This is a genomic window from Streptomyces sp. ICC1 (genome assembly GCF_003287935.1).
In the GTDB taxonomy this organism is placed as follows: domain Bacteria; phylum Actinomycetota; class Actinomycetes; order Streptomycetales; family Streptomycetaceae; genus Streptomyces; species Streptomyces tritrimontium.
Genome location: NZ_CP030287.1, coordinates 7,137,028 through 7,151,607, shown reverse-complemented (window position 1 = coordinate 7,151,607; position 14,580 = coordinate 7,137,028). Strand labels below are relative to the sequence as shown.

General features: G+C 74.0%; 8 protein-coding genes. 2 read left to right on the top strand and 6 right to left on the bottom strand.

Going from position 1 to position 14,580, the window contains the following annotated elements; all coding sequences use genetic code 11:
* Positions 1–63: 63 nt before the first annotated feature.
* The 3 genes from DRB96_RS33450 to DRB96_RS33440 all read right to left on the bottom strand — a co-directional run bounded on the left by DRB96_RS33450 (position 64) and on the right by DRB96_RS33440 (position 9,738).
* On the bottom strand, positions 64–774 hold the full coding sequence (locus tag DRB96_RS33450) for a condensation domain-containing protein (RefSeq protein ID WP_112451819.1): 711 nt from the start codon (positions 772–774) through the stop codon (positions 64–66).
* The gene (locus DRB96_RS33445; RefSeq protein ID WP_112451818.1) at positions 771–6,443 is read right to left on the bottom strand and encodes a non-ribosomal peptide synthetase/MFS transporter; all 5,673 of its coding nucleotides are present in this window, start codon (positions 6,441–6,443) and stop codon (positions 771–773) included. The genes DRB96_RS33450 and DRB96_RS33445 overlap by 4 nt, the downstream gene beginning before the upstream one ends.
* A 133-nt stretch (positions 6,444–6,576) precedes the next feature.
* On the bottom strand, positions 6,577–9,738 hold the full coding sequence (locus DRB96_RS33440) for a non-ribosomal peptide synthetase (RefSeq protein WP_112451817.1): 3,162 nt from the start codon (positions 9,736–9,738) through the stop codon (positions 6,577–6,579).
* Between the two features lie 879 nt (positions 9,739–10,617).
* On the opposite strand from DRB96_RS33440, the gene DRB96_RS43970 reads away from it, so the two are divergent.
* Positions 10,618–10,830 carry an LPXTG cell wall anchor domain-containing protein gene (locus DRB96_RS43970; RefSeq protein ID WP_204357873.1) on the top strand — a complete coding sequence of 71 codons (213 nt, stop codon included), beginning with the start codon at positions 10,618–10,620 and terminating at the stop codon, positions 10,828–10,830.
* Positions 10,831–10,897: 67 nt separating this feature from the next.
* Here DRB96_RS43970 and DRB96_RS33430 read toward each other — a convergent pair whose 3' ends face one another.
* Positions 10,898–11,245, bottom strand: coding sequence for an N-acetyltransferase (locus DRB96_RS33430; RefSeq protein WP_239516624.1), 348 nt, complete (start codon positions 11,243–11,245; stop codon positions 10,898–10,900).
* Positions 11,246–11,522: 277 nt separating this feature from the next.
* Between DRB96_RS33430 and DRB96_RS33425 the strand changes: the two genes are divergently transcribed.
* A complete protein-coding gene (locus tag DRB96_RS33425; protein ID WP_112454019.1) occupies positions 11,523–13,166 on the top strand; it encodes a DNA repair helicase XPB in 1,644 nt (547 codons plus the stop codon).
* Here the strand turns inward: DRB96_RS33425 and DRB96_RS33420 are convergent.
* Together DRB96_RS33420 and DRB96_RS33415 are read right to left on the bottom strand one after the other, a co-directional pair.
* Positions 13,124–13,936, bottom strand: a complete 813-nt coding sequence (locus DRB96_RS33420; RefSeq protein WP_239516622.1) for a glycosyltransferase family 87 protein — start codon at positions 13,934–13,936, stop codon at positions 13,124–13,126. The genes DRB96_RS33425 and DRB96_RS33420 overlap by 43 nt on opposite strands.
* A gap of 125 nt (positions 13,937–14,061) precedes the next feature.
* Positions 14,062–14,247: a hypothetical protein gene (locus DRB96_RS33415; protein ID WP_112451815.1), complete on the bottom strand. Its 186-nt coding sequence runs from the start codon at positions 14,245–14,247 to the stop codon at positions 14,062–14,064.
* Positions 14,248–14,580 lie beyond the last annotated feature (333 nt).

Genomic DNA, 14,580 nt, shown 5'->3' with positions numbered 1-14,580 from the left:
ACTCACGCCCTCCGCTTCTCCAAATGCGACGCCAGATCTACACGGGGTAGCTCGTCGGCAGCGTCAGATGTGTATAGGGGACAGGGGGTGGTCCAGCGGCATCCGCAGGGCGCTGACCCCGGCCAGCCGTCCGCTCCAGAGCCGGACCGCCTCCTCGGCCGCGCCGCCGTCCAGCCTGGTCCGCTCGGCGAGCGCGAAGTCGCCGAACTGGAGCTTCAGTACGGGCAGTTCGGCCGGACCCTCGCCGATCTCCTCGCGGTAGAGCGCCAGGAGTTCACGCCACAGCACGGTGAACGACCAGCCGTCGGAGACGATGTGGTGGACCACCACGCTCAGGGCGTGCTCGTGCTCGCCGGCGCTGACCAGGACGGCCCGCAGCGGTGGGCGCTCGCCCAGGTCGAAGGGGGCGTTGACGAAGGGGGCGCAGGCCGCGGTGAAGGACTCCTCGGCGGCGTCCGGTATCCGGACCACGGTGACTTGGATGTCCCGTACGGGCTCGACGAGTTGGACGGGCTGCTCGCCGTCCAGGGCGAACCGGGTGCGCAGCACCTGGTGCCGCTCGGTGAGCCGGGTGAGCGCCGCGCCCAGCGCCCGCGCGTCGATCGGCCCGCTCCAGCGCCGGTTCAGATACATGTTGAAGCCCGAGTCCTGGGGTCCCAGTTGCTGGAGGAACCAGAGGCGACGCTGCTCGTCGGTCAGCGGATGGCGGGCGATCGGGGTCGGGCTCGGGGTCGGGCTCGGAGTCGGGCTCGGGGTCGGGCTCGGGGAGGTCATCTGTTCATCTCGCTTTTCGCGCGGGCCTGCAGGGTCTCCAGGCCGATCAGGTCGTCGGACTCGGCGTCCGGGACTTCCCGGTCGAAGCGGGCAAGGACGGGGATGCAGAGGCTGATCAGGACCAGTGCGGCCATGGCGAGGCCGAACACCAGGTAGAGCAGGCCGATGCCGCGCCCGTCGCCGGTGCCGATCAGCGCGCCGATACTGGAGGCCAGTGCGCCGCCCTCGTCCATCAGGGGCTGGAGCAGTTCGGGGCCGGCCGGGGCGACCAGGGCGAAGCCGATCGGCAGGGTGGACCAGGCGACCAGGGTGTTCACCGCGATCACCCGGCCGTGGAAGCGCATCGGCACCTTGGTCTGGATGACCGTGGCGTAGATGCCGTTGAGCAGCGCCAGCCCGTAGGTCATGCCGAACGCGCCGACGGCGACCACGGTCACCGAGGGCCGCAGGCCGGTGACGACGCAGGCGGCGGCGAGGCCGAGGGTGGCGAACAGGACGCCGCGCAGGCGCATCCGGCGCGGGCCTCCCCAGACCACCAGGGTGAGGCCGCCGAGGACGGCGCCCAGGCCGGCCGCGGTGGAGACCCAACCGGCCGCGGCGGTCGAGGAGAAGGAGAGCACCAGCGGGGTGACGAGCAGGAAGAGCGGGGAGAGGAAGATGTTCAGTGCCGCGAACCAGAACAGCATGGCCCTGAAGTGGCGGCTGCCGAGGGCCCGTTGGAAGCCGGCCCGGATCTCGGCGGCGACGCTCTCGCGGCGGGTGGCGGCCATCACGTCGGGGAAGCGCACGGCCAGGGTGACGCCGGTGGCGATCAGGTAGCTGACGACGTCGAAGACCAGGATGCCGCCGAGGCCGATCACGTGCAGGATGCCGACGGCGATCAGCGGAACGAGGAACTGGGCGAGGCCGAGGGCCATTTGGACCACACCGTTGGCGCGGCCGAGGAAGCGCTTGGGCACCAGCTGCGGCACCGCCGAGCCCCAGGCGACGCGCTGGAAGGCGAGCGCGGCGGAGAGCAGGGAGATCATCACGTAGCAGTGCCAGATCTCCAGGGAGTCGCTGAGGTAGAGCACCAGCAGGGCCGCCTGGGTCAGGCCGGCCGCGACGTCGCCCCACAGCATCACCCGGCGGCGGTCGCCGCGGTCGACGATGGCACCGGCCAGCGGGGCGGCCACGATGCCGGGCACCAGGCCGAAGGCGGCGAGCATGCCGAGTTGGAACAGCGAGCCGGTCTGCAGGTAGATCCAGATGGGCAGGGCGAACTCGGTGAGCGCCGAGCCGATCATCGAGAGCTGCTGGCCGGTGGCGATGGCCAGGAAGCGGCCCATGGTCGGCCGGACGGGGCCGCGCGCGCGGGCCTTGCGGGCCGTGCGGGACTTCCCCGGCGTCCCGGACCGCTCCGACACCTCCTGCCGCCCGGGGTCCGAGACGGGTTCCGGCCCGGGGTCCGGCTCCGCCGTCTCGGCGGCGTCGCGGGACAGCCCGGCCAACCACCAGGTGGCGTCGGCGGTGCGTTCGTGGCGCGCCTCCTCGCCGGCGGCGATCGAGCGGTGCACCCCGGTCACGATGCCGGCCAACTCCTCGGCGCGGTACTTGAGGTAGAAGTGCCCGGCTTCGTCCAGGACCACCACGGCGGCGGTCCCGGTGATCCGGTGCCACTCGCGGAACCGCTCCTGGTAGAACTCCGTCGCCGGATCGCGGTCGCCGCAGACGGCGATCACCGGCGCCGTGATGGAGCCGCCCTCGCTCTCGTACAGCTCGCCGAAGTAGCGCTCGGCGCCCTTGGTGCCGACCCGGCGGTTGTGCACGATCAGCCGCAGCTGGTCCTCGTCGACCTCGTCCACGTCCAGGCCCGCCGCGGCCAGGGCGTTGATCATGCCCTGGTCGCTGCGCAGGCGGGCGGACAGCTCGGCGAAGCGCTCGGCCAGCGCCGCGCCGCGGCCCTTCGGGCGGGCGAACGGGAAGATGCCTCCGAGGTGGACGGCGTCGATCTCCCGGCCGGCCGCCTCCACCCGGCGGGCGATCTCCACGGTCAGCCGGACGCCGACCCCGCAGTGCCCGTACAGCACCAGCGGTCCGGCGACGTTGGCGACGATCTCCTCGGCACAGAGCCGGGCGACCTCGTCGATGTCCATCGCCTCCTCGCCCAGCTCGTGGCCGGGGACGGCGATGGAGTGCAGGGCCCAGTCCGCCGGCATGGCGTCGGCGAGCGGCTTGTAGATCAGTGCGCTGCCGCCGCCGTAGGGGGCGCAGACCACTGTGGCGGCCGCCTTGCGGCGCTCGGGGGTGAGCAGGTGCAGCAGCCGGCGCGGGCCGCGGTCGGCCTCGGGGGTGGCCACCAGTTCGGCGAGCCGACGGACCGTCGGGTGCTTGAAGAGGTCCATCACGCCGACGGGGGTGGCCAGTTCGGGGAAGGCCCGGCGCATCCGGGCCACCACCTGGGTGGCGAGCAGGGAGTGCCCCCCGAGCTCGAAGAAGTCGTCCAGCGCTCCGACCCGGGGGAGGTCCAGCAGGTCCGCCCACATGGCGGCGATCGCCTGCTCGGTCTCGCCCTCGGGGTCGACGTGGGCGCCGGCGGCCGGGCCGTCCGCGGGCGCGGGCAGCGACGTGCGGTCGACCTTGCCGTGGGCGAGCAGCGGCAGTCGCTCCAGCACCACGTAGCGGGCCGGGACCATGTAGTCCGGCAGGACCTCGCCCAGGGCGGCGCGCAGTTCGGCGGCGGCCGGCGGTTCACCGCCGGCGGGGCGCTCCAGGTAGGCGACGAGGTTCTGCTTGACGCCCTCGCCGCGGGCCAGGACCACCGCCTGGGTGATGCCGGGCAGGGCGGTCAGCGCGGCCTCGATCTCGCCGGGCTCGACCCGGTAGCCGCGGACCTTGATCTGGTCGTCGCCGCGGCCGAGGTAGTCCAGGGTCCCGTCGGTGCGCCAGCGCGCCAGGTCGCCGGTGCGGTACATCCGCGGGCCGCCGGAGCCCGGGGCGCCCCGGTCGGTGCCGGCCGGGCCGGCGTACGGCGCCGCGCCGGCCGGGTCGGCGTACGGGTCGGGCAGGAACCGCTCGGCGGTCAGGTCCGGCCGCCCGAGGTAGCCCCGGGCCAGCCGGTCCCCGCCGAGGTACAACTCGCCGGTGACGCCCGGCGGAACGGGGTTGCGGGCTTCGTCCAGCACGTAGCAGCGCCCGCCGGCCAGCGGAGTGCCGATCGGGGTGTTGCCCGGCGCGTTCAGGCCGTCGGCGGTGACCTCGTGGACGGTGATCCCCACCGTCGCCTCGGTCGGCCCGTAGTGGTTGAACACGGCGCACCGGCCCAGCGCGGCGATGCCCGCCGCCCAGGACCAGGTGCTGGCCTCGCCGCCGAGGACGAGCGTACGGCGCGGCAGCAGCTGCTCGATCGGTGCGTCGGCGGTCAGCGCGGCCAGGTGGGAGGGCGTCATCTTCAGGTGGTCGATGCCGGCCCGCTCGATCTCCGCGGCCAGTTCCACGCCCGCGATCCGGCGCGGCAGCAGGTGTACCCGGCCGCCGGTGGTGAGCGCCAGGTAGAGCATGGTCATGCTGAAGTCGAAGGCGAGCGACTGGAGCAGCCCGAAGGAGGCCCCGGGTTCGATCCGCAGCCGCTCGCCCGCGCCCGCGAGGTAGTTGAGGATCTGGCGGTGCTGCACCGCGACGCCCTTGGGGGTGCCGGTGGAGCCCGAGGTGTAGATCACGTACGCCAGGTGGTCGGCGCCGGACACCTCCTCCAGCGGAGCCCCGTCCCACTCCGCCCCGTCCCACTCCACCCCGTCCCACTCCGTCGCGTCGCCGCCGTCGCCGGTCAGCAGGTCGACCGCCGGGTGGTCGCCGAACCGCGGCCGCAGCACGCTGTCGGTGATCAGGACCTTGGCTCCGGCGTCGGCGACCAGGTGGGCGAGCCGGGCGGGGGGCTGCTCGGGGTCGAGCGGCAGGTAGCCGCCGCCGGCCTTGAGGACGGCGACCAGGGCGACCGCCAGCTCGGGGGACTGCTCCAGGCAGACGGCCACCCGGTCGTCCGCACCCACGCCCAGCGCCCGCAGGCGCCGGGCCATGGCGTTGGCGCGCCGGTCGAGGTCGCCGTAGGTCAGCGTGCGGCCCTCGAAGACCAGCGCCGGCGCCTCGGGCGTCCGGGCCGCCGTCCGGGCCAGCGCCTCGGTGAGCGTGGCGGGACCGCCCTCCGGTAGCGCGGGACCGGCAGCCCAGGTCCCCAGGACGGCCGTCCGCTCGGCCGCGCTGAGCAGCGGGAGTCGGTCGACCGGCAGCGCGGGGTCGGCGACGGCGGCCGCGGTCAGCAGCTCGAACCGCTCGGCGAGGCGCTCGACGGTGCCGGCGTCGAAGAGGTCGGTGCGGTAGGTGAGCAGGCCGTAGAGGCCGCCGTCCGGCTCCTCGCGCATGTAGAGGGCGAGGTCGGCGTGGGTGGTGGTGGCTTCGTAGCCGAAGCCCTCGGAGTCCAGGCCCGGGGTGGGGGTGGCGGCGCGGTCGCCGTAGTTCTGGAAGGCGAAGGTGGTCTGGAAGACGGCGGCGCGGCTGACGTCGCGTTCCACCGCGAGATCGTTGACCATCTGCTCGAACGGCACTTCCTGGTGCGCGTACGCGTCGAGCGTGGTCTCGCGGACCCGGCTGATCAGTCGGCCGAAGTCGAGGTCGGCGGAGAGCCGGGCGCGGATCGGCAGCATGTTGACGAACGCGCCTACGACGCCTTCGAGTTCACGGTGGAGACGGCCGGCGACGGCGGAGCCGACGGCGAAGTCGCGCTGACCGGCGTGCCGGCCCAGCAGGGCCTGGAACGCGGCCATCAGCACCATGTACGTGGAGGCGCCGTAGGTTCGTGCCACCTCGCCGACCTGGCGGGAGAGTTCGGCGCTCCAGTGGAACTCGGTCGCGGCCCCGTCGAAGGTGAACAGCGGCGGGCGGGGCCGGTCGGAGGGCAGCTCCAGGGCCGGGACGCCGTCGAGTTCGCTGCGCCAGTGCTCACGCGAGGCGGCGAGCCGCCCGTTCTCCAGGCGGTCCCGTTGCCAGGCCGCGTAGTCCCCGAACTGGACGGCGAGGGCCGGCAGTTCACCAGGGGCGCCATGGGCGTGGTGGGCGTAGCGGAGGTCGAGCTCCCGGTTGAGGAGGTCGATCGACCAGCCGTCGCAGATGATGTGGTGCATCACCAGCGCGAGGACGTGGTCGTCCTCGGCGATCCGGACCACCAGGGCGCGCAGCAGTGGGCCGGCCTGGAGGTCGAAGGGTTCGGCGATCAGCGCGCCGAGTTCGGCGGCGGCGCGCGCCTCCGGGTCCGGGTCCGCGCTGGCGTCCAGGTGCTGGGCGGCGAACAGCGCGGGCTCGGCGACCCGGACCTCGGCGGTGCCGGCCTCGGTGGTGCGGAAGGTCATCCGCAGGCTCTCGTGCCGGGCCACCAGGTCGGTCAGCGCGGCGTCCAGTGCGGCGCGGTCGAAGGGGCCTCGGAGCCGGCGGGCCGGCGCCAGCGTGTAGGCCGTGGAGCCGGGAGCGAACTGGTCCATGAACCAGAGCCGTTCCTGGCCGCTGGAGAGCGGCGGCGCGGTGTCCGCCGGGCGGGGGTCCACCACCCGGGCGGGGGCCGCCGTGCCGCGCAGCCGCTGGCTGAGCAGGGCGCGCTTGGCTGCGGACCAGTCGGTGGGCAGGTCCTGGGTATCCGTCATCGGGTTCCTGTTCGGGCGATCGGCGGGGTGATCGGAGGGTGCGGACGCGGCGGGGGCCGGGCACGGCAGAGCGGCCCGTGCCCGGTGTGGGGCACGGCCGGGTGGCCTGCGCCCGGAGTGCCGGGCGCGGGGCCTACTGGCGCTCGCGGACGGCGGCGGCGATGCCGGCCGGGGTCGGGACGTCGAAGAAGACGTCGAAGTCGACTTCCACACCGAGCGCGTCGCGGATCCGGGCGGCGATCTGGATCACCGTCAGCGAGTGCCCGCCGAGGTCGAACAGGTCGTCCTCCGGGCCGACATCGGGCAGGTTCAGCACCTCGGCCCAGATCCGGCGGACCGTTCCGGTCGTCTCGTCGCCGGGATCGGCGGGATCGGCGGGATCGCGGGGATCGGCGGCATCGGCGGGCCGTGGCGCCGGAGCCTCGCGTGGCGGTACCGGTAGGGCCCGCCGGTCCAACTTGCCGTTCGGGGTGAGCGGCAAGCGGTCCACGGTGAGCCAGCGCTGCGGCACCATCGCGGCCGGCAGCGTGCGCGTCAGGTGGTCGCGCAGGTCGGCGGGGGCGGGCGGCCGGGTGCCGGCGGCCGGGACCAGGTAGCCGGCCAGGAAGGGCTCGCCGTCCTCCTCGGTGCGGACGGCAACGGCTGCCTGGGCCAGGGCCGGGTGCTCCAGCAGTGCGGACTCGATCTCGCCGAGTTCGATCCGGTGGCCGCGGATCTTGACCTGGTCGTCGATCCGGCCGAGGAAGTCGAGTTCGCCGTCGGACGTCCGGACGGCGCGGTCCCCGGTGCGGTAGGGCCGGGCGTCGGGCGGGCCGAAGGGGCTCTGCACGAAGCGGTCGGCGGTGAGTTCGGGTCGGCCGAGGTAGCCGTGGGCGACGCCGTCCCCGCCGATCAGCAGCTCTCCGGGGATGCCGAGCGGGGTGGGGCGCAGCTGCTCGTCGACGACGTAGGTCTGGGTGTTGGCGATCGGGCGGCCGATCCTGACCTGCTCGGGATCGGCGGGGAGTTCGGCGCAGGTGGACCAGATGGTGGTCTCGGTGGGCCCGTAAACATTGAACAACCGGGCGGTGCGCGCGCGCAGTTCGCGGGCGAGCGGCAGTGGTAGCGCCTCGCCGCCGGCCAGTCCGGTGACGGCGGTGAGCGCGTCGGCGCCGGTCCCTGCCGTGAGCATCACCCGCCAGCCGGACGGGGTGGCCTGGACGTGGGTGACGCCCTCGGCGCCGATCAGTGCGAGCAGGCCGGGGCCGTCGACGGCGAGGCCGTCCGGGGCCAGGACCAGGCGGCCGCCGGTGATCAGCGGCAGGTAGAGCTCCAGCGCGGAGATGTCGAAGGAGAGCGAGGTCAAGCCGAGCCAGGCGTGCTGGGGGCCGGAGTCGAGCCGGTCGGCGAAGGAGGTGAGCAGGTTGACCAACGCCCGGTGGCCGACCTCGACGCCCTTGGGGCGGCCCGTGGAGCCGGAGGTGTAGAGGACGTACGCCACATCGCCCGGACCCGGGGCGGAGTCGAGGGCGGAGTCGGGGACGGTGTCGGGGGAGGCCCCGGCCGGGTCCTGCGCCGACGGCGCCGGGAGCCGTAGGACCGAGGGCGCGGCGGCGGCGACCGCGGGCGAAGGCTCGCGGTCGGCGAGCACCAGAGCGGCTCCGGAGTCGCGCAGGACGAGGGCGAGGCGCTCGGCCGGATAGCCGGGGTCCAGCGGCAGGTACGCCGCGCCGGTGGCGAGTACGCCGAGCAGCGCGGCGGGCAGGTCGGCGGTGCGGTCCAGGTGGAGGGCGACCAGGTCGCCGGGCCGGACGCCGTTGGCGCGCAGCGCTGCGGCCAACTCGTCTGTACGGGACAGTAGTTCCCGGTAGCTGAGGTGGCGGCCGTTGGCGCTGACCGCGATCGCCTCGGGGGTGGCGGCGGCCTGGGCGCGGACCAGGTCGAGCACGGTCCGGTCGGCCGGGTAGGGCCGGTCGGTGTCGTTCGGCGCGGTGGTGACGTCCCGGAGTTCGGCGGCGTCCATCAGCGGCAGGTCCACCAGCCGGGCGCCGGGCGCGGCGACCGCGCCGGCGAGCAGGGTGCTGTAGTGGCCGGCGATCCGGCGGGCGGCCTCCGGGGCGAGCACGGCCGGATCGTACTGGAGGCTGAAGTCGATGCCGCCGCCCGGGGTGCCGGGGGTACCGGGGGCTTCGACGATCTGGAGGTGGAGGGTGTTGCGGGCGGTGCGGTTGTGCACGGCCCAGGCGATCCGGGCACCGGTGTCGGCGAAGTCCGGGTCCGGGCCGCGCCGGCGGTAGCCGAGGGAGACCGCGGTCAGGCCGACGCGGGGGCCCAGTCCGGCGACGGCGCTCCCGAAGGGCACGCCGCGGTACGGGTAGCCGGCCCGCAGCTCGGCCCGGACGGCGGCGGCGAAGGCGGTGAAGGTCTGTGACGCATCGGCCGCAGGCGCGTGGACGGGCAGCTCATTGACGAACAGCCCTATTTCCCCGGTGAGTTCGGTGGTCCGGGTGGAGAGCGGGACGGACACCGGCACCGCTTCGCCGCCGTAGCGGCGCAGCAGCCCGTGCAGGGCCGAGAGCAGGAACTCGAAGACGGTGACGCCGCCGAGGGCGGCCGCGGCGGCCAACTCGCCCGCCTCGGAGCCGTCGAGGCGCCACTCGACCGCCTCACCGGGCCCGGCGATGGTCGGGGTGCGCGGCGCGCCGGGCAGTACCGGGTCGGTGGCGGCGGCCCAGCGCGGCCCGTACCACTCGGCGGCTCTCCGTACGGTGCCCGGCTCCGCGGTCGGATCGGTCGGCGCGGTCGATGCGGCGGGTGCAGTGGTCGCGGGCAGGGGCGCCGAGCAGCCGTACGCGGCTGCGAGGTCCCGGGTCAGGACGTCCTTGGAGTTGCCGTCGAAGACCGAGTGGTGGGCGGTGACGAGCAGTTCGGCGCTGCCGTCGGCGCGCCGGTGCAGGGTGAAGCGGCTGAGCGGGCCGGTCTCCAGGGCGAACGGACGAGCGGCCTCCTCCTCCAGTCGCTTCTCCAAGTCAGCCTCGTCCACGGGTGCTTCGAGCTGCACCAGTTCGGGCCGCTGTGCCGCGGGTTCCTGCCAGACCTGGCCGTCACGCTCCACAAGCCGGGCGGCGAGGGCCGGATGACGCCCGGTCACAGCTGTCACCGCGCGGGCCAGCGCCGCCGCGTCGATCCGGTCGAAGGAGATCCGCACCGGCATGTGGAACGCCTCGCGGGCCAGCCCCAGCCGATCGGTCAGCCAGACGCCCTGCTGGGCCGGCGAGGCCGGGATGCGGTCGGGCAGGGAGGGGACTTCGGACATCGGCGGCTCACTTAGGACGTCGGAGCAGGATGGACGAGCAGCACGGGTGAACGTGCGGACGCGGCATGGGCACGGGCCACCACACGTGTCGTGGCTTCAGACGCCAACGGCAGGCTGCGGCAACCGGGTTCGGAGTAGGTTCCGGCCATCGCGTGGCGTCCGGCCCACCCCCGGGGACCGGCCGACGGCCGTAAGCGGTCAGGTCCGCCGGATGCCCCGGGATCCCCCGGGGCATCTGGTGACTCGGGCCCCCGCCCGATGAAGACAATTGGTCCAGACCTGTCGAGAGATTCGCACAACCCCCATGTACCGTCAAGAGCCGTCCATAGCCCGGAATCAACCGCCATGTACACGCCGAGCTGTACCGACGTCCACCCAAACATCCGCAGGCATGATCATCTCTGACAGTTCGTCAACGTTTAACCGTCCGGGGGCAGATCAGCCGCAGCCCGGTCCTGCGGGAGGCCGAGGAGCAGGCCGCGGCCCTCGTCCGGGGCGTCTTCGCGGGCTTCGGCGGGGCGTCGACATACAGGACCGGCCGCTCGCCCGGGGCCGGGTCGAGGGCAGTGGTCTCGAAATGGGCGTTGCCGAGGCCGTCTGCGCCCGGCGGGGACACCGGCGGGGACATCAGCGGGGAGGTCGAGTGGCTCCGGGGCTGTCCCGAGCGGCCGGGCCGGGCGGCGGGTGGGGGAGGTCGAGGCGGGGGTCCCGCCGGGCCGGGGGTGTGAGGAGGCCGGAGGCCGACGGGAAGCCGGTGAGCCGCTAGTGGAGGTCCCGCATCATGCCCGGGCGCTGACTGGCCTGGGCGGGGGAGACGAAGGCGATGCGGCGCCGGGCCGCCGGCAGGGGAGCGTCGGCGGCGGAGGCGCCGTCGCGCCGGTGGTCGCGGCGCCGACCGGCTCCGCGACCACCACCCCGGTGGCCTCCGCGACCCCGACCGCGGCCAACACCCCGGCCGCGACCGGCGCCCTGGCGCACACCGGCTCCGACTCCAACACGGGCCTGTACACCGGTCTGGCCGGCGCGCTCATCGCCCTCGGCGGCGCCGCCGCCTGGCTCGGCGCCCGCCGCCGCAACGCCGTCCGCGGCTAGGCCGTCTCAGCCAAGCGCGCGGGGCCCGGCACACCACGTGCCGGGCCCCGCGCCGTCGTGCTCCCGCTCAGCGGGCCGCGCAGTCGATCCGGTCCGCCGCGAACGGCCACGCCCCGGCGAGCCAGGCCGTCACGGCCTCGTACAGGGTCTTGTCCAGCGCGGCCCGGTCCCCGCGCACCCAGGACGTCACGTGCACGCGCCCCGGGTCGCCCTTGGCCGGGTAGATGTACAGGCACCCGACGACCTCGCCCTTCCCGTCCGCGCCCTTCCCGTCCGCGTCCTCCAGCACGCTGTACGTGAACCCGCGCCGCTCGGCGAAGTCCTTCGCGTGGCGCACCAGGTCGGCGAGGTTCTCCTCGGCGCCCATCCCCTCCGGCGGCGGCCAGTCCCCCAGGAAGCCCGGGGTCGCGCGCACGCGGCGATGCTCCCGCTCCAGGCGGCGAGGTCCCCCTCGTTGTGCTCGGGCCCGAGGGGCTCCAGCCGGAAACCGTCCCCGACGAGCCCGGCGGGCACTTCGAACACGTCCGCCGCCGGTACGAAACTCTGCTGATCAGTGCTCATGCGGCGACCCTACGCAGCCCCGCCCGGGGAGCACGCTTCGGCCAGTACCACGCACCCCGCGGAGCGATACGGCAGACTGGAGGTTTGGCCGTCCGCGTTCGGGCGGTCCTCCCGTGCCGAAAGGGATGTGCGTGAACGGGCCCCTCATCGTCCAAAGCGACAAGACGCTCCTCCTCGAGATCGACCACGAGCTCTCCGGAGCCGCGCGTCGTGCCATCGCGCCGTTCGCCGAGCTGGAGCGCGCTCCCGAGCACATCCACACGTACCGGATCACCCCGCTCGGCCTGTGGAACGCGCGGGCCGCCGGCCACGACGCCGAGCAGGTCGTGGACGCGCTCGTCGAGTTCTCCCGCTACCCCGTCCCGCACGCGCTGCTCGTCGACGTCGCCGAGACCATGGCCCGCTACGGCCGCCTCACCCTCTCCAAGCACCCCGTCCACGGACTGGTCCTGACCAGCACCGACCGGCCGGTGCTGGAGGAGATCCTGCGGTCCAAGCGGATCGCCCCGCTCGTCGGGGCGCGGCTCGACGCCGACACCGTGGCCGTGCACCCCTCCGAGCGCGGGCAGATCAAGCAGACCCTGCTCAAGCTGGGCTGGCCGGCCGAGGACCTCGCCGGGTACGTCGACGGCGAGGCGCACCCGATCGAGCTGGACGAGAACGGCTGGTCGCTGCGCCCGTACCAGCAGCAGGCCGTCGAGGGCTTCTGGCACGGCGGCTCCGGCGTGGTCGTCCTGCCCTGCGGCGCCGGCAAGACGCTGGTCGGCGCGGGCGCGATGGCGAAGGCCAAGGCGACGACGCTGATCCTGGTCACCAACACCGTCTCCGCCCGCCAGTGGAAGAGCGAGCTGATCAAGCGGACCTCGCTGACGGAGGAGGAGATCGGCGAGTACTCCGGCACGCGCAAGGAGATCCGGCCCGTCACGATCGCCACGTACCAGGTCCTGACGACGAAGCGGAAGGGCATCTACCCGCACCTGGAGCTCTTCGACTCCCGGGACTGGGGCCTGATCCTCTACGACGAGGTGCACCTGCTGCCGGCGCCGGTGTTCAAGTTCACCGCCGACCTCCAGGCGCGGCGGCGGCTCGGGCTGACGGCGACGCTGGTGCGCGAGGACGGGCGCGAGTCCGACGTGTTCTCGCTGATCGGGCCCAAGCGGTTCGACGCCCCGTGGAAGGAGATCGAGGCGCAGGGCTACATCGCGCCGGCGGACTGCGTCGAGGTGCGCGTGAACCTCACGGAGGCGGAGCGGCTCGCGTACGCGACCGCCGAGACGGAGGAGAAGTACCGCTTCTGCGCGACCACCGCCACCAAGCGGAAGGTCACCGAGGCGCTGGTGCGCAAGCACGCGGGCGAGCAGACCCTGGTCATCGGGCAGTACATCGACCAGCTCGACGAGCTGGGCGAACACCTCAACGCCCCCGTCATCAAGGGCGAGACCTCCAACGCGCAGCGCGAGAAGCTCTTCAACGCCTTCCGCGAGGGCGAGATCAGCGTGCTGGTCGTCTCGAAGGTCGCGAACTTCTCCATCGACCTGCCCGAGGCCACGGTCGCCATCCAGGTGTCCGGCACCTTCGGCTCGCGCCAGGAGGAGGCCCAGCGGCTGGGCCGCGTGCTGCGCCCGAAGGCGGACGGCCACGAGGCGCGCTTCTACTCGGTCGTCGCGCGCGACACCATCGACCAGGACTTCGCGGCGCACCGCCAGCGCTTCCTGGCCGAACAGGGCTACGCCTACCGGATCATGGACGCGGACGAGCTGCTGGCGAGCGACTGACCCGCGTCGCGCGGGGCGTCCTGCTTCGCGAGGAGGCAGCGGCGCCGGCGCTGGACGGCGGCGAGCAGCGCGGTGAGCACGGGGACGGCCCAGACCCACAGGTGGGGCCAGTCCAGCAGGACCGAGCGGCCGTCGGCGGGCAGGTGGCGGGACCAGAAGTCGGCGGAGGCCTGCGGGAGGACGAGCAGGCCGAGCAGGCCGGTGCCGGCGAAGGCGCCCAGCCCCGTCAGGCCGGCCCGGACGCGGCCGGTCAGCAGCAGGTACGGGATCACGAGCGCCGGGGTCAGCGTGATCCCGGCGGCCGTGCCCAGGGCGAAGCCCTTGCCGAGGGCGGCGCTCGGCCTGCGCAGGTCCCACAGGACCGGGCAGGCGAGCGCCAGGTTGATCTGGCCGGTCAGCGGGGTCTGGAACAGCGGTTCCAGCCACAGTCCGGCGACGGTGGCGGCCAGGACGGCGCCCGGCCTGGTCCGCAGGCCCGCCAGGCGGCAGGACAAGAGGATCAGCAGGGCGAGCAGGCCGGCGTCGCCCAGGACCAGGACGGCCTTCAGTACGCCGGTCGGCAGCCAGGCGGCCGGCGTGAACAGGATCGCCGCGAAGGGCGGATACGCGGCGGGCGGACGCCACTCGGAGGCGGAGAAACCGTGGACGAGGGCATCGGCGGTCGGGATGCGCAGGGCGATGCAGAGCACGCCCAGCGCGAGCAGCAGGCCCGCGACCAGCACACCGGCGCGAGGTGACGGCAAGCGGCTGGTGTCGGGACTCGGGGTCACGGCGTGACCTTAGCGGGTCCGGCGACGGGTCACCGGCACGGACCGGGGACCGGACCGGGGACCGGACCGAGGACCGGACCGGGGCCGCGCGAGGGGCGGGGCCGGACGGGACCGGGCGGGGTGGGTCAGCGGCGTATGACGCCCGCGTCCTCGGCGTATTCACCGAGGACGACGACGCTCACGGCCGCGGCCGCGAAGACCTTGGCGGCGCGCAGGACGCTGCCGACGCCGTGGCGCGGGCGGGAGTCTGAAAGGGCGGTGGCGCCGCTCGGGCGGCCAGCCTGGACCGGGTTGAAGGTTGCGGTGCTCATGTATCCATGGTGCGTTTTCGCCCGGCCCGGCACATCGGCCCCGGGGTTGAACCTCCGGGACGCCCGCCTCCTCCTCACGGCCCATGCCTCCCCCCACGGGCTCTGCCCAAAGGAGGACCCGCCCCGAACAGCACCCGTACGGGGCAACGGAACCAAGGGTCTTTCGACCCCTTTTCACCCCATTTAAGAAAGTGCCGCCACCGCGGGCACCGGCGGCGGCGCCCCGCGCGTTATCCATTCGCGCGCCACGGGCCCGGTGACTAGAATCTCCGCTCTTGCCGCCTCCCGCCGCGTCACCGGGAGAGCCGCCCGCCGGCCGGAAACCGGCGGGGT

What these genes read in the sequence shown, in the direction of transcription:
- DRB96_RS33450 (WP_112451819.1), bottom strand. Translation starts at nt 774, where the DNA reads ATGACCTCCCCGAGCCCGACCCCGAGCCCGACTCCGAGCCCGACCCCG.
- DRB96_RS33445 (WP_112451818.1), bottom strand. Translation starts at nt 6,443, where the DNA reads ATGACGGATACCCAGGACCTGCCCACCGACTGGTCCGCAGCCAAGCGC.
- DRB96_RS33440 (WP_112451817.1), bottom strand. Translation starts at nt 9,738, where the DNA reads ATGTCCGAAGTCCCCTCCCTGCCCGACCGCATCCCGGCCTCGCCGGCC.
- DRB96_RS33415 (WP_112451815.1), bottom strand. Translation starts at nt 14,247, where the DNA reads ATGAGCACCGCAACCTTCAACCCGGTCCAGGCTGGCCGCCCGAGCGGC.